The sequence below is a fragment of the Acidovorax lacteus genome (assembly GCF_039540375.1).
Taxonomy (GTDB): Bacteria; Pseudomonadota; Gammaproteobacteria; order Burkholderiales; family Burkholderiaceae_C; genus Acidovorax_G; species Acidovorax_G lacteus.
The window spans coordinates 26,031-47,547 of sequence record NZ_BAABEX010000003.1 but is presented as its reverse complement, the minus strand read 5'-3'; the positions used below and the strand labels follow the sequence as shown (position 1 = coordinate 47,547).

The following is a 21,517-nucleotide window of genomic DNA, read 5'->3' as shown; positions in this document are numbered from 1 at the left end:
CAGTGACAATTGACTACAACAGGCGCATCTTTCAAAGTGCTCGTGGTGGATGACAGCAACACCATCCGGCGAAGCGCCGAGATTTTCCTCAAGCAGGGGGGGCATGAAGTCTTGTTGGCTGACGACGGCTTCGATGCTTTGGCCAAGGTCAATGATTACCAGCCTCAGCTGATTTTCTGCGACATCCTGATGCCCAAGCTCGACGGGTACCAGACCTGCGCGATCATCAAGCGCAACGCCCGTTTTGCAGATACCCCGGTCGTGATGCTGTCCTCCAAGGACGGTGTTTTCGACAAGGCGCGTGGCCGCATGGTCGGCTGCCAGGAATATCTCACCAAGCCATTTACCAAGGACCAACTGTTGCAGGCCGTGCAGCAGTTCGGCAATCCCCAACAAGGAGCCACGTAATGCCCATTCAGAAAGTTCTCGTCGTCGACGATTCGAAGACCGAGTTGATGTTTCTGACCGACCTCCTGCAAAAGAAAGGGATGCAGGTGCGCACGGCCGAGAATGCCGAGGAGGCGTTCCGCCGCCTGGCCGAAGAAAAGCCCGACCTGATCCTGATGGACGTGGTCATGCCCGGCCAGAATGGTTTCCAGCTCACGCGTGCCATCACCCGCGACCCACTCTACGCCGATGTGCCAATCATCATGTGCACAAGCAAGAACCAGGAAACCGACCGGGTGTGGGGCATGCGCCAAGGCGCGCGGGGCTACATCACCAAGCCGGTCGATCCTGCCGAACTGCAAGCCAAGATTGACGCGCTGAACTAAGGCCGCGCGCTTTCATGGCCAATCGCGAAGCCCTGAGAGACCTCCAAGCCCGACTGGCCGGCCGCCTGCAGGCCGCCAAGGGGGAGGATCTTTCCGTTTCATCCTGGCTCGCCGTCGAAGCGGCGGGCCAGCCCTATTTGTTGCCCCTTGGGCAGGCCGGCGAGATCTTTCCATGGACCTCGACGCAGCCCGTGCCCTACACCCAGAGCTGGTTTCTGGGTGTGGCCAACCTGCGCGGCGGTCTGGTCGGCGTGGTCGATCTGGCCGGCCTGATGGGCCAGTCCGCCACGCGCACCGAGCAGGCGCTGGCCGACTCCAGCCTGCTGGCGTTCAACGCCGCGCTGGAGGTCAACGCGGCGTTGTTGGTGGACCGCCTTGCGGGCCTGCGCAGCGTCGAAGCGTTCGTGCGGTCGGAATTGCCGGCCGAGGACTCGCCAGCGTATTACGGTTCTGTCTACGTGGATGCACAGGGTGTGCGTTGGCAGGAACTGGACCTGCAGGCCCTGTCCCAATCTCCTGTCTTCCTGAGCATCAGTGCTTGAGTTTTTCTGTAAGGCTGCACCATGTCGTTCGTCGATCAAATTGGGAAACTGTTCAACCGCAAGCCCGCAGAGCCGGAAGGCGGCGCGCCGGCCGGCGGTGAAGGCCAGGCTTCTGCAACACCGCTGGACGATGCCCAGTTGCGCGATGTGCACCAGCTCGAGGCTCTCAACAGTGTGCAGGGCAGTGAGTCGGGTGGCCTGATTGACGACAGCCAAGACAGTGATTCGCTGCAGGACCAGATCACGCTGCCTTTGCTCGGTGCGGCAACCGCCGCCGCGCACCAGCGCCGGTTGCTGGCCTTGCTGGCCATCGGCGTGGTGGTGCTGGGCCTGATCGCCGGCTGGGTGCTGCAGCAGGCTGAGAAATCGGCCCAGCAGCTTGCCGCTACCGGCCAGTCGCTGATGCAGTCGCAGCGCCTTGCGAAGTCGGTGTCGCAGGCGCTGGTGGGCAGCCCGCAGGCCTTCCCCGATGTGGTGGACAGTTCGGGCGTGTTGGCCCGCAACGTGCGCGCCCTGAACGCAGGCGACGACGAACTCTCTGTGCAATCGCTGGGCGAACCGTTCAAGCCCGAACTGGACGCCATCAACCCGCTGATGGAGCGCGCCGAGCGCAACGCCAGCGTGGTGATGGGGCAGCAGAAGATCCTGACCCAGGTTGGCGATGCGCTGCGCACCATCAACCGCCAGTCGTCGGACCTGCTGGAAATCGCCGAGACGGTGTCGTCGCTCAAGCTCCAGCAAAACGCCCCCGCCACAGAAATCTCGGCTGCAGGCCAGCTCGTGATGTTGACGCAGCGTATCGGCAAGTCGGCCAACGAGTTCCAGACCATGGAAGGCGTGAGCCCCGAGGCCGTGTTCTTGTTGGGCAAGGACTTGAACTCGTTCAAGGAAATCGCCCAGGGCCTGCTGGATGGCAGCCCCGAATTGCGCCTGGGTGCCACCAAGGACCCGCAGACCCGCGAGCAACTGGAAGCGCTGATCAAGCTGTACGAGCAGACACGCACGCAAGCCAGCGCCATTCTGGGCAACCTCCAGGGTCTGGTGTCTGCGCGTGAAGCCCAGTCTGCGATCATTGCCGACAGTGAACCCCTGCGTCGCCAACTTGAAAACCTGCAGTCCAAGCTGTCGGCACAGACCGGCCTGGGCGCAGGTCAGTTCGCAGCGCTGGCGCTGGCCGGCTTGTTCGTGCTGCTGTGCGGTATCGGGATTTCGCGTGTTCAGCTGCTGGACAGCCGGGCCCGCCAAGCGGCCGCTGAAATGCAGCAGCGCGAAGCCAAGCGCCAGGAGCAGGAAGCCAAGCGCATCAACGACGCGAACCAGGCGGCCATTTTGCGACTGATGAACGAACTGCAGGCAGTGGCTGAAGGCGATCTGACGCAGGAAGCCACGGTGACGGAGGACATCACCGGCGCTATCGCCGACTCGGTGAACTACACGGTGGAAGAACTGCGTTTGCTGGTGGGCTCGGTGCAAAACACGGCCACCCGCGTGGCCCAAACCACCGCGATGGTGGATACCACCTCGACCGAACTGCTGGCTGCTTCGACCGAGCAGCTGCGTGAAATTCGCGAAACCGGCCGGTCGGTGCTGGACATGGCGACCCGAATCAACGAGGTGTCCACGCAAGCGCAGGAATCTGCCACGGTGGCCCGCCAATCGCTGCAGGCCGCTGACCAAGGTCTGCAAGCCGTGCAGAACGCCATCGGCGGTATGAACGCCATTCGCGACCAGATTCAGGACACCTCCAAGCGAATCAAGCGTCTGGGCGAATCGTCGCAGGAGATCGGTGAAATCACCGAGCTGATTTCGGACATTACCGAACAGACGAACGTGCTGGCCCTGAACGCTGCCATCCAGGCCGCGTCCGCTGGTGAAGCCGGCCGCGGCTTCTCGGTGGTGGCGGAAGAAGTGCAGCGACTGGCAGAACGTTCCGCAGACGCCACGCGACAGATCTCGGCGCTGGTGAAGGCGATTCAGACCGACACCCAGGATGCCGTGGCCGCTATGGAACGCTCGACGCAGGGTGTGGTGGAAGGGGCCCGACTGTCCGACAGCGCGGGTACCGCGCTCTCCGAGATCGACCGCGTGTCGCGCCGCCTCGCTGAACTGATTGAGCAGATTTCGAACTCTGCCTCTCGGGAAGCCGTTCTGGCCAACGAAGTGGCCGACAACATCCAGCACATCTTCGCCGTGACCGAACAGACCGGCGAGGGCACGCGGACGACGGCCCAGCAGGTGCGTGAGCTGTCCCAGATGGCCGAGGAACTGCGCCAGTCGGTGTCCCGATTCAAGATTGCCTGACGCGTCTGTGACCAACCTTCTGGCTCGTCGCAGCCGGGGATGAAGCCATGTCATCTACTGATATGAACAACGCACCACCGGCAGACTGGTCCCAGGGGGAACAGGATCTCGGGCCATTGGCCTGGGTGCTGGATGAGTTGCGCAAGTCGCTCGACGGCGCGGTCAAAGCACTGCGCCGCTTTGTGCGGGATGCCGAGATTGCCCGCGAGTCGGACATCGCCTCGCTGGACGCGGGGCCGCTGCGGATTGCACGCCAGCAACTGCACCAGGCCAGCGGCGCGCTCGAAATGGTGGGCATGGGGCCGCCGGCCCTGCTGCTGCGCTCCATGGAGGCCGCCGTCCAAAAGTACGTGCAGCGCCCCGAGCAATGCTCCGACCAGGCCGCTGCCGTCATTGAGCGTGCCAGCTTTGCGCTGATTGAATTCCTGGAAAGCGTCCTGGCGGGCAAGCCCGTCTCGCCGGTGTCGCTGTTTCCGCAGTACCGTGACGCGCAGGCGCTGACGGGTGCCGAGCGCGTGCACCCGGCCGATCTGTGGCCTGTTGAGCGCCGCTTCCGCGAGCCTGCCACGGTGGCATCGGCCGCGCCGCTGCCCTACGGCGCCGAGGCGCGTGCGCGCCTGGACGCTGCCGTTCTCAAGATCGTCAAGACCGGCGACGCCAAGGCCGCTCGCAGTCTGCGCGATACCTGCCACGGCTTTGTGGCCGCCCAGACCGACCGCCAGGCGCGTGCTTTCTGGAAGATTTGCGCAGGCTTCTTCGAGGCCGTGGCGCACAAGCAACTGGCGCCGGATGTGTACGTCAAGCGCGTGGCGTCCCGCGTGCTGCTGCAGTACGCGACCCTGGCCAAGGGGGATCCGGCGGTGGCCGACCGTCTGGTACAGGACCTGCTGTTCTTCTGCTCCCAGGCGCGCCCTTCAGACCCGGACAAACTGCCGGCCCTGCAGGCCGTGCGCCAGGCTTTTGCGCTGGACCGTTTCCAGCCGGTGGACTACGAAACCGCCCGTTTCGGGCGTTTCGACCCTGCGCTCCTGGCGCAGGCGCGCAAGCGCATCGCCGCAGCCACGGAAACCTGGTCGGCGTTGGCAGGCGGTGATCGCAACAAGGTCAAGCCCGCTTCGGACCAGTTCAGTCTGGTGTGCGATTCGCTGCGCAAACTGCACCCGGGCAGCGAGCCCCTCGCAGCCGCGCTGGGCCGCGCTGTGGAGTCGGTTGTACGAACTGGCGAGCCCCCTTCGCCCGCGCTGGCCATGGAAGTAGCCACCTCGGTGCTGTACTTGCAGGCGGCTTTCGAAGAGCTGGATGCTGCGGACGAGCAGATGGCCGTGCGCGCCAGCCGTCTGGCAGAGCGCCTGGATGCGGTGGGCGGTGGTGCCGAACCCGAGCCTCTGGAACCTTGGATGGAGGAGCTCTACCGCCGCGTGAGCGACAACCAGACCATGGGCAGCGTGGTGGACGAGCTGCGCTCGACCCTGGGCGAGGTGGAAAAGGCGCTCGACCAGTTCTTCCGCAGCCCCACGGACGTCGCGCCGCTTGCGCCCGTGCCCGGTCATCTCGCGCAGATGCGCGGGGTGCTTTCGGTGCTGGGGTTGGACCAGGCCTCGCTGGCCGTCGTGCGCATGCGCGACACGGTGGACCGTCTGCTGGTCAACGCTGTAGAGGAGGCGGAACGTCAGCCTCTGTTCGAGAAACTGGGCAACAGCCTGGGCGCGCTGGGCTTCTTGATCGACATGCTCAGCTACCAGCGCACGATGGCGCGCAAGCTGTTCGTGTACGACGAGGAACTCGGCGAACTGCGGATTCTCACCGGCCGTGCGCGTGGCCGTGCGAGCGATCAGGCCGAAGAAGTGCCGGCCAAGCTCGAAGAGCGCGCGCCCCTACCGTTGCCCGATGTGGTGCCCCGCTTCCCGGTGGAAGAGCCTATCAGTGCGCCCACCGATTTTGCGCTGCTCGACATGCTGCCCGAACCGGCTGCATCGCCTGCGCCCGACCTGGCCCCCGAGATCCATTTCGACGCCGCTCCTCAGCCTGCGCCCGAGCCCGCGGCCCAGGCTGCCGAACCTGCCGTGCCGGCGGCGCCCGCAGCCCCGGTGGCAGCGCCTGCCGTTCCTGTGGCGGCCGAGGCCGAGGTCGAAGACGAACTGCTCGAGATCTTCCTCGAAGAGGCGCGCGAGGTGGTGGGCAATGGCCTGGGCGCGATTGCCTCGCTGGAAACCGAGCCCGGCAACCTGGGCGAGCAAACCACGCTGCGCCGCGCGTTCCACACCCTCAAGGGCAGTTCGCGCATGGTGGGCCTCAACGACTTTGGCGAAGCCGCCTGGTCGATGGAGCAGGTGCTCAACGCCTGGTTGGCTGAGCAAAAGCCGGTGCAACCACCCTTGCTGGCGCTGTCCACCCAGGCCCTGCAGTCGTTCGCCCGCTGGGCCGACGACATTGCGGCAGGCCAGGCGGGCGCGTGGGACCCGCAGATGTTCCGCCGTTCGGCGGACGTGATGCGACTGGAGGGCCGTTTCCTGCCGCTGGGCGATGCGCCTGGCGAGTCTGTTGACCAGCCCCCAGTGGCGCTGCCGGATGCAGGAGCCCCGGCGGTCGCCTTGGCCGAGCCCGGTCCGGTTGCCGAATCGCTGGAAACCCCGCCTTTGGTGCTGGATGCCGAGGACGCTGACGCGCTGGCGCATGTGGATTTTGCTTCCACCGAGATTGGCGAGGAGCGTCCCGCAGAACCGGTGGTGGCAGAAGCGCTGGCACCCGTGGCCGAAGACATCGATTTCTCGGTGTTCGAGGCGGCCGTGCAGGCCGATGCGCAGGCCGCTGCGGCGGCGGCAGGTGCCGCCCCGGACGCCAACGCGATCGACCTTGAACTGCCCGACCTGATGCTGCCGGCCGAGCCCGATGCGCTGGCGGTAGCGCCGGACACGGCTGCGCCGCAGGTGCCCGCAGTCGACGCCATCGAACTGCCCAGCCTGGATCTGCCCGACGATGCCGTGACCCCTGTGGCTGTTGGGGCCGGCGAGGATGCGCAGGCGCTGGATCTGTTGCCCGACCTGCCGCTGGGCGATGCTGCACCCGCCGCGGTCGTACACACCGAAGAGCCCGTGTTGCCCGCCGTGGTGGACGATGCGGTGGATCTTGGCCAGGCCCTGCTGCCCGAATCCACCGAAAGTCTGGGCGATGCAGAAGTTGCACCCGAAGCGATCGCCGCGGAATCGCCGGATGCCCTGCCTGATGCAGTCCCGGCGGCGCAATCCGCAACCGACGACGCGTTGGCAGCGGACGATGTGGCCGACGCATCGGCAGAACCTGCAGCGTCTGCGGCCGGTGCCGAGGCGTCGGGCGATGAGGCCGTGAAGGTCATCGAAAGCCTGCGCATCGGTATTCCGCTCTACAACGTGTACCTCAACGAGGCCGACGAATGGTCGCGCCGCCTCGCCACCTGCCTGCAGGAATGGGCGCTGGAACTGCACGAACCGCTGCCCGATACGGCGGTGGCGCTGGCCCATTCGCTGGCGGGCAGTTCGGCCACAGTGGGCTTCTCGGCGCTGTCGGAGTTGTCTCGGCTGCTGGAGCACGCGCTGCAGCATGTGCAGTTGCAAAGCCGCGGCACCGAAGTCCAGGCCCGAGTGTTCCTGGAGGCGTCGGAGGACATCCGTCGCCTGTTGCACCAGTTTGCGGCGGGCTTCCTCAAGGAGCCCCAGCCGGCAGTGCTGGAGGCGCTGCGCGAAGTGCTGGCCACCGAGGTGGATTCCGGCCTCTCGGCGCTGGCCGACGAGTCGGTGCGGGCGGTGCTGCCTTTCGAGGCGGAGGAGGCGTTGCTGGCCACCGCGGAGAGCCTGCCTGCAGAGGCCGAACCAGAGGCCGAGCCCGAGCCGCAAGCCGCTGCGCCCGCCGTGGTGCCTGGTTATGTGGCCCCTGCGCTGTCGGCCCGTGATGCGGCCGAGCGCGACGCCGACCAGCGTGTGGACGACGCCATCGCCCACGCGGTGGCGCTGGCCTCCGATGTGGACGACGACATCGATGCGATCGACGTCATCGACCCCGATCTGTTCCCCATCTTCGAGGAAGAGGCGGCCGAGCTGCTGCCCCGCCTCGGCGGCGCTCTGCGCCAGTGGTCGGCAAACCCTGACCACGATGCGTCACGCACCGAGGTGCTGCGGGCCTTGCACACGCTCAAGGGCAGTTCCCGTCTGGCAGGTGCCATGCGCTTGGGCGAAATGGCCCACCGCCTCGAATCGGCTATCGAGCAACTCGACCCCGAAGCCGTCACCTCCGAGCAGATCGATCCCTTGCTGGTGAGCCTGGACGCCCTGCAGGCCAGTTTCGACGCGCTGCGCGCCATCGGCGAGCAGGGCTCGGCCGACGCGCCGGTGGTGCTGGCACCCGCTGCAGTGACCCCTTCGGCTGCTGCCGAACCGCCGTCATCGGCAGACGCGTCGGCTGCCACCGCCGCCCGGGTCGCGCCGGCAGCGCCGCTGGCACGCCCCGTGGGCGCCACGCAGCTGCAGCCGGTGCGCGCGGCGGCCAACCAGTCGGTGCGTGTGCGCGCCCAACTGCTCGACCGTCTGGTGAACCAGGCGGGCGAAGTGCTGATCAGCCGCTCGCGCCTCGATGTGCGCCTGTCCCAGCTGCGCAGTTCGCTGCAGGATCTGTCGGGCAACCTGGACCGTCTGCGCCAGCAGCTGCGCGACGTGGAGGTGCAGGCCGAAACCCAGATGCAGTCGCGCCTTGCGCAGTCCAAGGATTCGGCCGTGGGCTTCGACCCACTGGAGTTCGACCGCTTCACCCGCGTGCAGGAACTCACCCGCATGATGGCCGAGTCGGTGAACGACGTGGCCACCGTGCAGCGCAACCTGCAGCGCGCCATGGAAGGCGCGGAAGACGATCTCATCGCCCAGGGTCGCCAGGCCCGCGAGCTGCAGCGCGATTTGCTGCGCACCCGCATGCTGGAGTTTGAAGGCATTGCCGAGCGCCTGTACGCCGTGGTGCGCCAGGCGTCCAAGGAAACCGGCAAGCAGATCAAGCTCGACATCACCGGCGGCTCCATCGAAATGGACCGCGGCGTGCTGGACCGCATGACCCCGGCGTTCGAGCACCTGCTGCGCAACTGCGTGGCCCACGGCATCGAGGCGCCCGAGTCGCGCACCGCAGCGGGCAAGCCCGCGGTGGGCACGATCACAGTGGCGCTGCGTCAGGAAGGCAACGACGTGTCGGTCGAATTCCGCGACGACGGCGTGGGCCTGAACCTGGCACGCATCCGCGACAAGGCCGTGGCGCAGGGGCTGATCGCGCCCGATGCGCTGCTGTCCACCGCCGAGGCGGCCAACCTGATCTTCATGCCGGGCTTCTCCACGGCCACCGAAGTGACCGGCCTGGCCGGTCGTGGCATCGGCATGGACGTGGTGCGCTCCGAGGTGAACGCGTTGGGTGGTCGCATCGAGACGACTACCGAGCCCGGTCAGGGCACTTCGTTCCGCATGGTGCTGCCGCTGACCACGGCCGTGACGCAGGTGGTGATGCTGCGTGCGGGCGACCTCACGATCGGCGTGCCCGCCAACGTGGTCGAGATCGTGCGCCGCACCTCGGTGCCCGATCTGGAGCAGGCCTACCGCAGCGGCAGCTTCGACGACGGACTGGAGCCGCTGCCCTTCTTCTGGGCGGGCGCTTTGCTGCAGGCCTCCACGCGCAGCATCGAGGCGGGCAACAAGACGCGTCCGGTGGTGGTGTTCCGAAGCGCCGCACAGCGCATTGCGATGCACGTGGACGAAGTGCTGGGCAACCAGGAAGTGGTGGTGAAGAACCTCGGGCCGCAGCTGTCGCGCCTTCCGGGTCTGGCGGGCATGTCGGTGTTGGCGTCTGGTGCTGTGGTGCTGATCTACAACCCTGTGGCCTTGGCCACGGTGTACGGCGATCAGGTGCGCTCTGCCAGTGTGGGTCTGCCTGCGGTCATCGAGGCCGAAACGCCTGCCGCTGCCCGTGCGGCCGGGGCCCTGCCCAGCACGCTCACGGCGGCGCAGCAGGTGCCGCTGGTGCTGGTGGTGGACGACTCCATCACGGTGCGCCGCGTCACCCAGCGCCTGCTGCAGCGTGAAGGCTACCGCGTGGCCATGGCGGCCGACGGTCTGCAGGCGCTCGAACGCCTGCAGGAAGAGCGGCCCACGGTGGTGCTGTCCGACATCGAAATGCCGCGCATGGACGGCTTCGATCTGGCGCGCAACATCCGCGCCGATGCGGCGCTGCGCGACCTGCCGATCATCATGATCACGTCGCGCATCGCTGAAAAGCACCGCGAACATGCGATGGAGCTGGGGGTGAACCACTACCTGGGCAAGCCGTATTCCGACGAGGAACTGCTGAGCCTGATCCAGCACTACGCGCGAAAGGAAGCCGAGGCGGGGGCCGAGGCGACCAGCGCCGCTTGAGCGCCCGGGCCCTGCGCCCGCCTTGTGTGCCCGCGGCTCGCCGCTGCACCCGACCGGGGCCCTGTGGGGCCCCGGTGCTTTTGGGGCGGTTGAAAGCCGCCAGGGCCGTGGGGGCTAGAGGCGCTGGAGTGGTCAATGCTATGCTTTTTGTAGCTTTTCGTGCTTGATTCGTCAGCACGAGCGGCACAAAACGTCAGCATTCCGCAGAGGGCTCCGGGGTGCTGCCCAGGCGGTGGGCCTGCAGCGCGCCACCCCCCGCCCGGGGCTGGCCGGGTTTCGGCTTGGCACCGGCGCTGCACGGAGGCCGTCTCGGCACTGCATCGGTCCCGCGCAGGCACCGCATCGGCCCTGCACCCGGCGCGGGCGATCCCTTCGTGCCCCCCGCGCAGCCGGTCGTCTGCTCAGCCGTTGGCAGTCGCTTTGACCACCGCGTAGCGCGCCAGTGTTTTCTCGCGTGCTGCGTCGTGCCGCACGATGGGCAGCGGGTAGTCGCGCCCCAGCACCACGCCCGCATCGGCCAGCTCCAGCGGCCGGGCGTCCCAGGGCGCGTGCAAGGCCTTGGCGGGCAGGCGGGCCAGTTGCGGCAGGTAGCGGCGGATGAACTTGCCGTCGGCGTCGAACTTCTCGCTCTGGCTCACGGGGTTGAAGATGCGGAAGTAGGGCTGCGCGTCACAGCCGCTGGAACTCGCCCACTGCCAGCCGCCGTTGTTGGAGGCCAGGTCGAAGTCGTTGAGGGTTTCGGCAAAGTAGCGCTCGCCCCAGCGCCAGTCGATGCCCAAATCTTTGACCAGAAAGCTCGCCACTACCATGCGCAGGCGGTTGTGCATGTAGCCCGTCTGGTTGAGCTGGGCCATGGCCGCATCCACCAGCGGGTAGCCGGTGCGGCCCTCGCACCAAGCGGCAAACAGGGCCTCGGCCTCAGGCCCTTGCTCCCAGGCAATGGCGTCGTAGGCGGGCTTGAAGCTGCGTTCCACCACATGCGGCCAGTGGTGCAGGATCTGCGCGTAAAAGTCGCGCCAGATCAGTTCGTTGAGCCAGGCCACGGCCCCGGCCTGGCCCGCTTGCGCCCGCGCATGGGCGGCGCCGGCCAGTTCGCGCACCGACAGCGTGCCAAAGCGCAGGTGCACGCTGAGGTAGCTGGGCCCTTTGACGGACGGGAAGTCGCGCCGCTCGTGGTAGTGGTCCATGCGCGCCAAAAAGTCGTCCAGCAGGGCGCGCGCGCCGCTGGTGCCGGCGGCCAGGGGCAGCTCCACGGGCTCAAACCCCAGCGCCGAAAGCGTGGGCACAGGAGCGTGCAGGTCGGCGGGGCGGGGGGCCAGGCGGTGGGCCAGCGGCGCCACCGGCTGCTCGGCCAGCTGCGTGGGCGTGAGCTGCCGAAGCCAGGCGTTCTTGTAGGGCGTGAACACGCTGAACGGGCGGCCCGCCTGCGTGAGCACCTCGCTGCGCTCGAACACCACATGGTCTTTGACGGTGTGCAGCGCCACACCCTGGGCGGCCAGGTGCGTGCGCACCTGGGCGTCGCGCGCCAGGGCGTAGGGCTCGTCGTCGTGGCTCGCGTACACGGCCTGAACGCCCAGGCGCTGCGCCAGCGCCGGAATGGCGTCTTCCGGCACGGCGTGCAGCACGATCAGGCCGGCCTCGGCCTGCCCGGCCAGCGAGCGCAGCGTGGCGTCCAGCTCGGCCACGGTGGCCTGCAAAAAGGCCACGCGCCGGTCGCGCCGGGGCAGGGCATCAAGGATGTGGGGGTCGAACACGAACACGCAGTGCACCTGCGCGCATTGCGAGAGCGCGAGGCGCAGCGCCGCATGGTCGTGGGCGCGCAGGTCGCGGCGCAGCCAGACAAGGCCGCGGGCCAGGGTGGGTTCCATCTTCACCGTTAAAATTGCAGGCAATGGCTTCCGATTCTGCGCCCATCAACCTGACCCATCATTTCCTGATCGCGATGCCCGGTCTGGACGATGCGTCTTTCGCGCGCAGCGTGGTGTATTTGTGCGAGCACAGCGAGCGCGGCGCGCTCGGGCTGGTCATCAACAAGCCGTCGGACCTGAGCCTCAAGGGCCTGTTCGACAAGGTCGATCTGTCGCTCGGCCGCGAAGACCTGCAGCAAGCGCCTGTGTACCAGGGCGGTCCGGTGCAGACCGAACGCGGCTTTGTGCTGCACGAGCCGCTGTTGCCGCCAGGTTCGGCGGACGATGAAACGCCCTATGCCTCCACCCTGCAGATTCCGGGCGGCCTGGAGATGACCACCTCCAAGGACGTGCTCGAAGCCTTGTCCACCGGCGCGGGCCCGCGCCGCGTGCTGGTCACGCTGGGCTATGCGTCCTGGGCCGAAGGGCAGCTCGAATCCGAGATTGCCGAGAACACCTGGCTCACCGTGGGGGCCGATCCGGCCGTGATCTTCGACACGCCGGTCGGCGAGCGCTACGACCGCGCGCTGGGCCTGCTGGGCCTGCAGTCCTGGATGCTGTCCCCCGAGGTGGGGCACGCATGAGCGGGCCGGTGCCACCGCCGCCTGTTCCTGCGCATTTCCAGACCTTTCTTGCTTTTGACCTGGGCCTCAAGCGCACCGGCGTGGCCGTAGGCACGCGCCTGCTGCGCACGGCCACGGCGCAGCCCACCATCCGCGCCGAGGGCGACGCCCGCTTTGCCCAGGTGGCCGAGCGCATCCGCACCTGGCAGCCCGACGCCCTGGTGATCGGCGTGCCCTACCACCCCGACGGTGCGCCGCACGAGAACACGGCGCGCGCGCAAAAGTTTGGCCGCCAGCTGCACGGGCGCTTCAAGCTGCCGGTGTACGAGGTGGATGAGCGCTACAGCACCACCGAGGCCCACGCGGCCGGAGCGGCCGACGCCGACGCGGCCTCGGCCTGCATCATCCTGGAACAGTTTCTGAGGAGTCTTTCATGAGTGCCCCCCCGACCCCCGCCGCCGGCCGCCTGGAGCTGGACGCGGAAGCCCTGTACCGCGAACTGCTGCGCGGCGTGCGCCAGATGCTCACGCCCGCCACGCACCTGGCGGGCATCACCTCGGGCGGTGCCTGGCTGGCCGAACGCCTGCAGCGTGACCTGGGCCGCGAGGGCGCGCCCGGCGTGCTCTCGTCGGCCCTGCACCGCGATGATTTTGCGCAGCGCGGCCTGGCCGCCAGCGCGCAGACGGTGCTCCCCTTCGAGGTGGACGGCGCCGACGTGCTGGTGCTCGACGACGTGCTCTACACCGGCCGCACCATCCGCGCGGTGCTCAATGAACTGTTCGACTACGGCCGCCCGGCCAGCGTGCGCCTGGCGGTGCTGGTGGACCGCGGCGGCCGCCAGCTGCCCGTGCAGGCCGACTTTGCGGCCGCGCGCGTGGCACTGCCCGCCGCGCAGTCGCTGGCGCTGGCCCGCGCGGCCGACGGCACCTTCCACTTCCAAGTCAACGAGGCCTGACCGTGCTGCACAAGCGCAATCCCCAACTCAACAAGAACGGCGAGCTGATCCACCTGCTGTCGATCGAAGGGCTGCCGCGCGACATCGTCACGCACATCCTGGACACCGCCGCCAACTTTGTGAGCGTGAACGACCGCGAGGTCAAGAAGGTGCCGCTCTTGCGCGGCAAGAGCGTGTTCAACCTGTTCTTCGAGAACAGCACGCGCACGCGCACCACCTTCGAGATCGCCGCCAAGCGCCTGTCGGCCGACGTGATCAACCTCGACATCGCGCGCAGCTCGGCCAGCAAGGGCGAATCGCTGCTCGACACCATTGCCAACCTGAGCGCCATGGCGGCCGACCTGTTCGTGGTGCGGCACAGTGAATCGGGCGCACCCTACCTGATCGCGCAGCACGTGGCCCCGCATGTGCACGTGATCAATGCGGGCGACGGGCGGCATGCGCACCCCACGCAGGGGCTGCTCGACATGTACACCATCCGCCACTACAAGAAGGACTTTGCCAACCTCACCGTGGCCATCGTGGGCGACGTGCTGCACTCGCGCGTGGCGCGCTCGGACATCCACGCGCTGACCACGCTGGGCTGCGCCGAGGTGCGCGTGGTGGGCCCGCGCACGCTGGTGCCGGCCGACATGGCGCAGATGGGCGTGCGCGTGTTCCACACGCTCGAAGAAGGCATCAAGGACTGTGACGTGGTCATCATGCTGCGCCTGCAGAACGAGCGCATGAGCGGCGCGCTGCTGCCGTCGAGCCAGGAGTACTTCAAGAGCTTCGGCCTCACGCCCGAGAAGCTGCGCCACGCAAAGCCCGACGCCATCGTCATGCACCCGGGGCCCATCAACCGCGGTGTCGAGATCGACTCCGCCGTGGTCGATGGCCAGCAGAGCGTGATCCTGCCGCAGGTGACCTTCGGTATCGCCGTGCGCATGGCGGTGATGAGCATCGTCGCCGGGAACGAGGCATGACCCCCCTGTGCCGCTTTGCGTCTTCCCCCCAGGGGGGACGCCCCCAGTGGCCCGGCAAAGCCGGCTCCACGGGGGCACTGGCGCGGGGCGGAGCAGGCCGACCTTGATGCCTTGCAGATTGCTATTTATTTGATAGCTGCTCGTGCTTGATAAATAAGCACGAGTGGCCTCTGGGGACCCTAAGCATGAAACTCTTGATCCAGAACGGCCGCGTGATCGACCCCGCCACTGGGCTCGACCAGGTGGGCGATGTGGCCGTGGCCGCGGGCCGCGTGGTGGGCCTGCAGCGCGCCCCGGCCGACTTTGCGCCGCACCGCGTCATCGACGCCCGCGGCTGCTGGGTGCTGCCAGGCCTGGTGGACCTGTCGGCCCGCCTGCGCGAGCCGGGCCACGAGCACGAAGGCATGCTCGAATCCGAAATGGCCGCCGCCGTGGCCGGGGGCGTGACCAGCCTGGTCTGCCCGCCCGACACCGACCCCGTGCTCGACGAGCCGGGCCTGGTGGAAATGCTCAAGTTCCGCGCCGAAAAGCTGCACCAGGCGCGGCTGTTTCCGCTGGGCGCGCTCACGCGCAGCCTGGCCGGCGAGGTGCTGACCGAGATGGCCGAACTCACCGAATCCGGCTGCGTGGGCTTTGGCCAGGCCGAGGTGCCGCTGGCCAGCACGCAGGTGATGCAGCGCGCGCTGCAGTACGCGGCCACCTTTGGCTACACCGTGTGGCTGCGCCCGCAGGAGCTGCACCTGGGCAAGGGCGTGGCCGCCAGCGGCCCGCTGGCCACGCGGCTGGGCCTGTCGGGCGTGCCGGTGGCGGCTGAAACGATTGCGTTGCACACCATTTTTGAGCTGATGCGCAGCACGCGCGGTCATGTGCACCTGTGCCGCCTGAGCAGCGCGGCCGGGGTGGAGCTGGTGCGCCGCGCCAAGGCCGAGGGCCTGAACGTGAGCTGCGACGTGAGCATCAACTCGCTGCACCTGACCGATGTGGACATCGGCTTTTTCGACAGCCGTGCTCGCCTGTCGCCACCGCTGCGCCAGCAGCGCGACCGCGACGCACTGCGCGCCGCACTGGCCGATGGCACCATCGACGCGCTGGTGTCCGACCACAACCCGGTGGACGAAGACGCCAAGACCTTGCCGTTTGCCGAGGCCGAGCCTGGCGCCACCGGGCTGGAGCTGCTGCTGTCGCTGGCGCTCAAGTGGTCGCAGGACGACCGCGTGCCGCTGGCCCGCGCCATCGCCACCGTGACCAGCGAACCCGCGCGCGTGCTGGGCCCGGCACTGGGCACGCTGCAGGCCAGCGTGGGCCGCATTGCCGAAGGCGGCGTGGCCGACCTGTGCGTGTTCGACCCCCAGGCCGCCTGGACGGTGCAGCCCGAGGCGCTGCGCAGCCAGGGCAAGCACACGCCCTTTGGCAGCTACGAACTGCCGGGCCGCGTGCGCTGCACGCTGGTGGGCGGTCAGGTCGCGTTCGAGCGCTGACATGAAGCTGCTGCGTGCCGGCTGGCGGCTGCTGCGCCTGCTGGTCCACATCGCCCAGGGGCTGTGGATCGTGGCGCTGCGCTTTCCGCGCCTGCCGCCCGAGCAGCAGCAGGCCCATGTGCAGGCCTGGTCGCTGCAGTTGCTGGCGCACGCGGGTGTGTCGCTGCGCGTGCAGGGCACGCCTGCGCTCACCGGGCCGGTACTGCTCGTGGCCAACCACATCTCGTGGCTCGACATTCCGGTGATGCATGCGGCCCGCTACTGCCGCTTCGTCTCCAAATCCGACGTGCAGGACTGGCCGCTGATCGGTACCCTGGCCACGGCGGCGGGCACGCTCTACATCGAGCGCCGCTCGCGCCGCGACGCGCTGCGCATGGTGGGCACGCTGCGCGAATCGCTGGAGCGCGGGGAGGTGGTGGCCGTGTTTCCGGAGGGCACCACGGGCGACGGCCGCACGCTGCTGCCCTTCCATGCCAACCTGATCCAGGCCGCGCTGGCCGCCGATGCGCCCGTGCAGCCCGTGGGCCTGCGCTTTGTGGACCGCGCCAGCCAGGCCACTAGCCATGCGCCCAGCTACATCGGCGACGAAACCCTGCTGGGCTCGCTGTGGCGCACCCTCAGCGCCCGGCCCATCGAGGCCGTGGTGACCTTCGGCCCACCCGAGCGCGCCGACGGCCGCGACCGCCGCACGTGGGCCGAGCACCTGCAGGCCACTGTGGACGCGCTGCGCCAGGCTTGACCGCAGGCCGCATGCATGCGGGCTTGTTTGCTATTCAATCAGTAGCTGCTTGTGCTTGACTTTGCTGGGCTGCAGGCCGTTTTGGCTTGCGGCTTGAAGCGCTCAGACTGCACGCGCCGGTGCCGCCGGGGCCGGGGCTGCGCCCGGCTGGGCGTTGCGTGCAAAGGTCACCACATGGTCCACCTGCGCGCGGATGCCGATCCATTCGCCCACCGCATGGTCGTGGTGGCTGGGCACATGGGCCATCAGCTGGTGGCCGCTGGCCAGCCGCAGGGTGTAGAGAAACTCCGAGCCGCGGAACGACTTGCGCTCGATGCGCGCCTGCACCGGCGCGTCGTCGTCGTGCACGATGTCATCGGCGCGCAGCAGCACATCGCATTCGCCGCCGGGGTAGCTGGCGGGCAGCGGGCATTCGGCCAGGTCCGTCAGCTCGCCCAGCGGGGTTTGCGCCACCACGTTGTGGCCGCGCTGGACCAGCGTGGCCGGGGCGAACACGCCGTGGCCGATGAACTCGGCCACGAAGCGCGTGGCCGGGCGGTGGTAGAGGGTGTAGGCGTCGTCCCACTGGTGCAGGCGGCCCTCGTGCATCACGCCGATGCGGTCGCCGATCGCAAAGGCTTCGAGCTGGTCGTGCGTGACGAACAGCGCCGTGGCGCCGGCCGCCTTCAGGATGCCGCGCACCTCGTGCGCCAGGCGCTCGCGCAGGTCCACGTCGAGGTTGGAAAAAGGCTCGTCCAGCAGCATGAGCTGCGGGCGCGGCGCCAGCGCCCTCGCCAGCGCCACGCGCTGCTGCTGCCCGCCCGACAGCTCGTGCGGGTAACGGTCGGCGTGGCCGGCCAGGCCGACGAGCGCCAGCACCTCGGCCACGCGCGCGGCCTGTTCGGCGCGCGGCAGGCGGTGGATGCCAAAGGCCACGTTGCGGCCCACGCTCAGGTGCGGGAACAGCGCGTAGTCCTGGAACACCATGCCGATGCGCCGCTGCTCTGGCGGCACGCTCGCGCCGGGGCGGCTCACGGCCTCGCCGGCCAGGCGCACCGCGCCGTGGCTCACGGGTTCGAGCCCCGCCACCGCGCGCAGCAGCGTGGTCTTGCCACAGCCCGAAGGGCCAATCAGCACGCCGATCTCGCCCGCGCGCAGGCCCAGCGTGACGCCGCGCACGGCCGGTTGCGGCTGCGCGCCGTAGCGCACGTCGAGCTGCGAGACTTCGAGGAACATCCTAGGATTCTAGGGCGACAGGCAAATGCTTAGAATTCGCATTTGCATTGCGCGGCCTGCTTGCGGCGCTGCCCGCCCGGCGGCCCACGGCCTGCGCAGGGGGTGGCCCCCGCCGCGCGCACTGCGGCCGCCCCTGACGCTCCCCTTCATGCCCCGACTCCTTCACCTGCTGCGCTCTGCCGCCTTGCTCGCCCTGGCCGGGCTGCTGGTGCTGCCAGTGCTGGCGGTGTTCTCGGCCTGGTGGCCGGGCACGCCGGGCGGGGCCGAGGCCGGGGCTATCCTGCGCGAGATGGCGGCCACGGTGCTGCCGCGCTATGCGGGCACCACGTTGTGGCTGGCGCTGTGGGTGGGCCTGGGCGCGGCTGTGGTGGGCACGGCCACGGCCGCGGCCGTCACGCTGTTCGACTTTCGCGGGCGGCGCACGCTCGAATGGATGCTGCTGCTGCCGCTGGCCATGCCCGCTTATGTGACGGCCTATGCGTACACCGACTTTTTGCAGTTCAGCGGCCCGCTGCAGGTGGGCCTGCGCACGCATTTCGGGCTCGAAGGCCGCCTGCTGCCCGAGGTGCGCAGCCTGGGCGGCGCGGTGTGGGTGTTTATTTTCTCGCTCTATCCCTATGTGTACCTGCTGGCACGCACGGCGCTGAGCGAGCGCGCGCCCCAGCTGATGGAGGCTGCGCGGCTGCTGGGCGCACCGCTGCCGCGGCGCATCCGCGCGGTGGCGCTGCCGCTGGCGCGCCCGGCCGTGGCCGCGGGCGTGGCGCTGGTGCTCATGGAGACGTTGGCCGACTTCGGCGTGGCCAGCTACTTCGGGATTCAGACCTTCACCACTGGTATCTACAAAGCCTGGCTGGCCATGGACAACCGCTGGGCTGCGGCGCAGCTGGCCACCATGCTGCTGCTGCTGGTGGTGGTGCTGCTGCAGCTGGAGCACCGCGCGCAGCGGCGCATGCGCTTTGCCACCCAGGGCGTGGGCCGCGCCAGCTCGGCCGAAGCGCAGCCGCTGCGCCTGCGTGGCTGCTGGGGCGTGCTGGCGCTGGTGTTGTGCGCGTTGCCGGTGCTCATGGGCTTTGTGGCGCCTGTGGCCTTCATGTTGCGGCCGCTGGCGGCCGACTGGTCGGTGCTGCCCTGGGACCGCTTTGTGGAGTGGGCCTGGCACAGCGTGCGGCTGGGCGCCATCACCGCCGCGCTGGCCGTGGGCGTGGCGCTGGCCCTGGCCTTTGCCGTGCGCCGCCGCCCCGATGCGCTGACACGCGGCGTGGTGCAGCTGGCCAGCCTGGGCTATGCGGTGCCGGGCGCGGTGATCGTGGTGGGCCTGCTGCTGCCCGTGGGCTGGCTGCAGGCGGCGCTGCCGCACTGGGGGCTGGCGGCGCTGGTCACCTCGACCGCCGTGGGCATTGTGTGGGCCTACCTCGTGCGCTTTGCGGCGGTGGCGCTGCAGTCGGTGCAAAGCGGGTATGCGCGCATTCCGCGCAGCCTGGACGATTCAGCCCGCATGCTGGGCATGGGCCCGGGCGCGCTGCTCGCGCGCGTGCACTGGCCGCTGCTGCGCCGCTCCACCGCGGCAGCGGCGCTGCTGGTGTTTGTGGACGTGATGAAAGAGCTGCCCGCCACCATGGTGCTGCGCCCCTTCAACAGTGACACCTTGGCCGTGGTGGCCTACCAGCTCGCGCGCGACGAGCGCCTGGGCGAGGCCGCGCTGCCGTCGCTCGCGCTGGTGGCTGTGGGCCTGGTGCCGGTGATCCTGCTCAGCCGCACGCTGCGCAGCCGGGCCTGAGGCAGCCGCCCGGCCGCAGCCTGGGCTGTTCAGCCCCGCGAGAGCAAGGGCGTGCGGCGGGCTGCGGTCATGGGCGCCGGTGCGGGCGCACCTGTGCGGTGCGTGGGGGCCATGCGCTGAGCCAGGGGCGGCGGTGCCTCGGCGTGGGCGGCCTCGCCGGGCAGCGCAAAGCGGCTGATCAGCTCCGTCAGGTCGTGGGCCTGCTGGCGCAGGCCTTCCGAGGCCGCGGCCGATTGCTCGACCAGCGCCGAGTTCTGCTGCGTCATCTGGTCGAGCTGCGACACCGCGCCGTGGATTTGCCGGATGTCCTGCATCTGCGCCTGCGTGGCGCTGTGGATGGCACCGATGGCCTGCACCACCTCGCGCGACGCCCCCAGCATGCGCTGCATGGTGGCACCGGCCTCGCCCGCGCGCTGCACGCCCTCGTCCACCTGCGCGACCGACTGCGCGCTCAGCGCCTGGATGCGCCGCGCCGCCTCGGCCGCGCGCGTGGCCAGCTGGCGCACTTCGGCCGCCACCACCGAAAAGCCGCGTCCGGCCTCGCCCGCGCGCGCTGCTTCCACCGCGGCGTTGAGCGCCAGGATGTTGGTCTGGAAGGCGATACCGTCGATCACGCCGGTGATGTCCACCACCTCGCGCGTCGATTGCTGGATGCCGCGCAGCGTTTGCACCACCTGCTGCACGGTGCGCCCGCCTTCTTCGGCCACGGTGGCGGCGTTGGTTGAGAGCTGGTGCGCCTGGTCGGCCGCGTCGGTGGACTGCTGCAGGTGCAGCGTGATCTGCTCCAGCGCCGCCGCGGTTTGCTGCAGGCTCGATGCGGTGGCCTCGGTGCGCTGCGACAGGTCGGCATTGCCCTGGGCCATCTCGTGCGCGGCGTGGCGCACGCTGTGGGCCGAAGCCCGCACGTCGGCTGCCAATGCGCGCAAGGCTTGCTGCATGCGCGCCAGGGCCAGCAGCAGATGGCCGGCCTCGTCGCGGCCGTGGCCGGCGATGTCGTGGCGCAGGTCCAGCGCGCTCACCCGCTGGGCGGTGTCGCGCGCGGTGCGCAGCGGCTGCGAGATGCTGCGCACCAGCCAGGCCGTGAGCACGGCCCCCACCGCCAGCGCCGCCAGGCCAAACAGCAGCAGCGCCCACTGGGCCGACTGCGACAGCGCCGACACCTCGGCGCCGGCGGTGTCGATGGCGGTGCGCTGCGCCTGTGCGAGCGCGCCCACCGCGCCCAGCAGCGCGCTGCTGGCCGGAGCGAAGCGCTCATGCAGCACCTGCTGGATGCGCGCCGTGAGGCCGAAATCGCGCGCCTGCACCAGTTCGGCCACCGCCTGCTGGAAGTCGCCCTCGGCGGTGCGCAGTGTGGCCAGCAGGGCCTGGTCGGCTGGGCTGTGCAGGCGCTCCTGCAGCGCTTGCAGCAGGGCGGTGTATTCCGCATGTGTCCGCGCAATCTCGGCCTGCAGGGCTTCGCCCACCTCGGGCTCGGCGCTCAGTGCCATGGCCTTGTAGCGTGCGGCGTTCATGGCCTGCAGGCGGTAGGCGTCGGCCACGATGCGCTCGGTGGCCACATGCCCGGCCAGCGCCTGGCGCACGGCGGCGTCGACCTGCTGCAGGCACCAGGCACCGATGCCCGAGCCGGCCAGGGCCAGCAGCAGCACCAGCGAAAACGCGCCCACGAGCCGGCGGCCCAGGACATTGCGTGGCAGGTTGGAGGGGGGCTTGGGCAGGGAGGTGTCAGTCATGCAAACCACAGCAAAAGGGGCGCAGGCCGCCAGGGGCCCGTGGGCCGGTTGCAGCCCGCGCGTATCGCCGCCTCGTGGGCGGGCACGCCGGGCTGTGCCCGGATTGCATCAGCGCTTTGTGACAGGGCGGTGATGGCGTGCCGCTTTGCACCCACGCCG

The 21,517-nt window shown here is 69.0% G+C and carries 15 protein-coding genes; 12 read left to right on the top strand and 3 right to left on the bottom strand.

The window, feature by feature from the left end; translation table 11 throughout:
- Positions 1–9: 9 nt before the first annotated feature.
- From ABD866_RS01530 to ABD866_RS01510, 5 genes are read left to right on the top strand one after another with little or no spacing between them, the layout of a single operon-like run.
- Positions 10–408: a response regulator gene (locus tag ABD866_RS01530; protein WP_345060537.1), complete on the top strand. Its 399-nt coding sequence runs from the start codon at positions 10–12 to the stop codon at positions 406–408.
- Positions 408–773, top strand: coding sequence for a response regulator (locus ABD866_RS01525; protein WP_005796104.1), 366 nt, complete (start codon positions 408–410; stop codon positions 771–773). The genes ABD866_RS01530 and ABD866_RS01525 overlap by 1 nt, the downstream gene beginning before the upstream one ends.
- Before the next feature lie 14 nt (positions 774–787).
- Complete coding sequence (locus ABD866_RS01520; protein WP_345060535.1) at positions 788–1,315, top strand: chemotaxis protein CheW; 528 nt, start codon at positions 788–790, stop codon at positions 1,313–1,315.
- Positions 1,316–1,336: 21 nt separating this feature from the next.
- Complete coding sequence (locus ABD866_RS01515) at positions 1,337–3,616, top strand: methyl-accepting chemotaxis protein (RefSeq protein ID WP_345060533.1); 2,280 nt, start codon at positions 1,337–1,339, stop codon at positions 3,614–3,616.
- A 47-nt stretch (positions 3,617–3,663) separates the two neighbouring features.
- Positions 3,664–10,029 carry a hybrid sensor histidine kinase/response regulator gene (locus tag ABD866_RS01510; RefSeq protein WP_345060531.1) on the top strand — a complete coding sequence of 2,122 codons (6,366 nt, stop codon included), beginning with the start codon at positions 3,664–3,666 and terminating at the stop codon, positions 10,027–10,029.
- A gap of 401 nt (positions 10,030–10,430) precedes the next feature.
- Here the strand turns inward: ABD866_RS01510 and ABD866_RS01505 are convergent, their stop codons facing one another.
- Positions 10,431–11,897, bottom strand: a complete 1,467-nt coding sequence (locus ABD866_RS01505; RefSeq protein WP_345060740.1) for a cryptochrome/photolyase family protein — start codon at positions 11,895–11,897, stop codon at positions 10,431–10,433.
- Between the two features lie 23 nt (positions 11,898–11,920).
- Here ABD866_RS01505 and ABD866_RS01500 point away from each other — a divergent pair, with 23 nt between their 5' ends.
- The 6 genes from ABD866_RS01500 (at position 11,921) to ABD866_RS01475 (ending at position 16,636) form a co-directional block, all read left to right on the top strand.
- Positions 11,921–12,520, top strand: coding sequence for a YqgE/AlgH family protein (locus tag ABD866_RS01500; protein ID WP_345060529.1), 600 nt, complete (start codon positions 11,921–11,923; stop codon positions 12,518–12,520).
- Entirely contained in the window at positions 12,517–12,936 is a 420-nt protein-coding gene (gene ruvX / locus ABD866_RS01495) for a Holliday junction resolvase RuvX (RefSeq protein WP_345060527.1), read from the top strand. Before ABD866_RS01500 ends, ruvX begins: the two co-directional genes overlap by 4 nt.
- Positions 12,933–13,454 carry a bifunctional pyr operon transcriptional regulator/uracil phosphoribosyltransferase PyrR gene (pyrR, locus tag ABD866_RS01490; protein ID WP_345060525.1) on the top strand — a complete coding sequence of 174 codons (522 nt, stop codon included), beginning with the start codon at positions 12,933–12,935 and terminating at the stop codon, positions 13,452–13,454. Before ruvX ends, pyrR begins: the two co-directional genes overlap by 4 nt.
- A 2-nt stretch (positions 13,455–13,456) precedes the next feature.
- Positions 13,457–14,419: an aspartate carbamoyltransferase catalytic subunit gene (locus ABD866_RS01485; protein WP_345060523.1), complete on the top strand. Its 963-nt coding sequence runs from the start codon at positions 13,457–13,459 to the stop codon at positions 14,417–14,419.
- Between the two features lie 185 nt (positions 14,420–14,604).
- A complete protein-coding gene (locus ABD866_RS01480; RefSeq protein ID WP_345060521.1) occupies positions 14,605–15,897 on the top strand; it encodes a dihydroorotase in 1,293 nt (430 codons plus the stop codon).
- Between the two features lies 1 nt (position 15,898).
- Entirely contained in the window at positions 15,899–16,636 is a 738-nt protein-coding gene (locus ABD866_RS01475; RefSeq protein WP_345060519.1) for a lysophospholipid acyltransferase family protein, read from the top strand.
- Between the two features lie 102 nt (positions 16,637–16,738).
- Here the strand turns inward: ABD866_RS01475 and ABD866_RS01470 are convergent, their stop codons facing one another.
- Positions 16,739–17,851, bottom strand: coding sequence for an ABC transporter ATP-binding protein (locus ABD866_RS01470; RefSeq protein WP_345060517.1), 1,113 nt, complete (start codon positions 17,849–17,851; stop codon positions 16,739–16,741).
- Positions 17,852–17,999: 148 nt separating this feature from the next.
- Here ABD866_RS01470 and ABD866_RS01465 point away from each other — a divergent pair, with 148 nt between their 5' ends.
- Positions 18,000–19,628 (top strand): ABC transporter permease, encoded by a 1,629-nt coding sequence (locus tag ABD866_RS01465; protein ID WP_345060515.1) that lies wholly within the window; start codon positions 18,000–18,002, stop codon positions 19,626–19,628.
- Positions 19,629–19,657: 29 nt separating this feature from the next.
- On the opposite strand, the gene ABD866_RS01460 is transcribed toward ABD866_RS01465, so the two are convergent.
- Positions 19,658–21,358, bottom strand: a complete 1,701-nt coding sequence (locus ABD866_RS01460) for a methyl-accepting chemotaxis protein (RefSeq protein ID WP_345060513.1) — start codon at positions 21,356–21,358, stop codon at positions 19,658–19,660.
- Positions 21,359–21,517 lie beyond the last annotated feature (159 nt).

What these genes read in the sequence shown, in the direction of transcription:
- ABD866_RS01525 (WP_005796104.1), top strand. Translation starts at nt 408, where the DNA reads ATGCCCATTCAGAAAGTTCTCGTCGTCGACGATTCGAAGACCGAGTTG.
- ABD866_RS01520 (WP_345060535.1), top strand. Translation starts at nt 788, where the DNA reads ATGGCCAATCGCGAAGCCCTGAGAGACCTCCAAGCCCGACTGGCCGGC.
- ABD866_RS01515 (WP_345060533.1), top strand. Translation starts at nt 1,337, where the DNA reads ATGTCGTTCGTCGATCAAATTGGGAAACTGTTCAACCGCAAGCCCGCA.
- ABD866_RS01510 (WP_345060531.1), top strand. Translation starts at nt 3,664, where the DNA reads ATGTCATCTACTGATATGAACAACGCACCACCGGCAGACTGGTCCCAG.
- ABD866_RS01505 (WP_345060740.1), bottom strand. Translation starts at nt 11,897, where the DNA reads ATGGAACCCACCCTGGCCCGCGGCCTTGTCTGGCTGCGCCGCGACCTG.
- ABD866_RS01500 (WP_345060529.1), top strand. Translation starts at nt 11,921, where the DNA reads ATGGCTTCCGATTCTGCGCCCATCAACCTGACCCATCATTTCCTGATC.
- ruvX (WP_345060527.1), top strand. Translation starts at nt 12,517, where the DNA reads ATGAGCGGGCCGGTGCCACCGCCGCCTGTTCCTGCGCATTTCCAGACC.
- pyrR (WP_345060525.1), top strand. Translation starts at nt 12,933, where the DNA reads ATGAGTGCCCCCCCGACCCCCGCCGCCGGCCGCCTGGAGCTGGACGCG.
- ABD866_RS01480 (WP_345060521.1), top strand. Translation starts at nt 14,605, where the DNA reads ATGAAACTCTTGATCCAGAACGGCCGCGTGATCGACCCCGCCACTGGG.
- ABD866_RS01475 (WP_345060519.1), top strand. Translation starts at nt 15,899, where the DNA reads ATGAAGCTGCTGCGTGCCGGCTGGCGGCTGCTGCGCCTGCTGGTCCAC.
- ABD866_RS01470 (WP_345060517.1), bottom strand. Translation starts at nt 17,851, where the DNA reads ATGTTCCTCGAAGTCTCGCAGCTCGACGTGCGCTACGGCGCGCAGCCG.
- ABD866_RS01465 (WP_345060515.1), top strand. Translation starts at nt 18,000, where the DNA reads ATGCCCCGACTCCTTCACCTGCTGCGCTCTGCCGCCTTGCTCGCCCTG.
- ABD866_RS01460 (WP_345060513.1), bottom strand. Translation starts at nt 21,358, where the DNA reads ATGACTGACACCTCCCTGCCCAAGCCCCCCTCCAACCTGCCACGCAAT.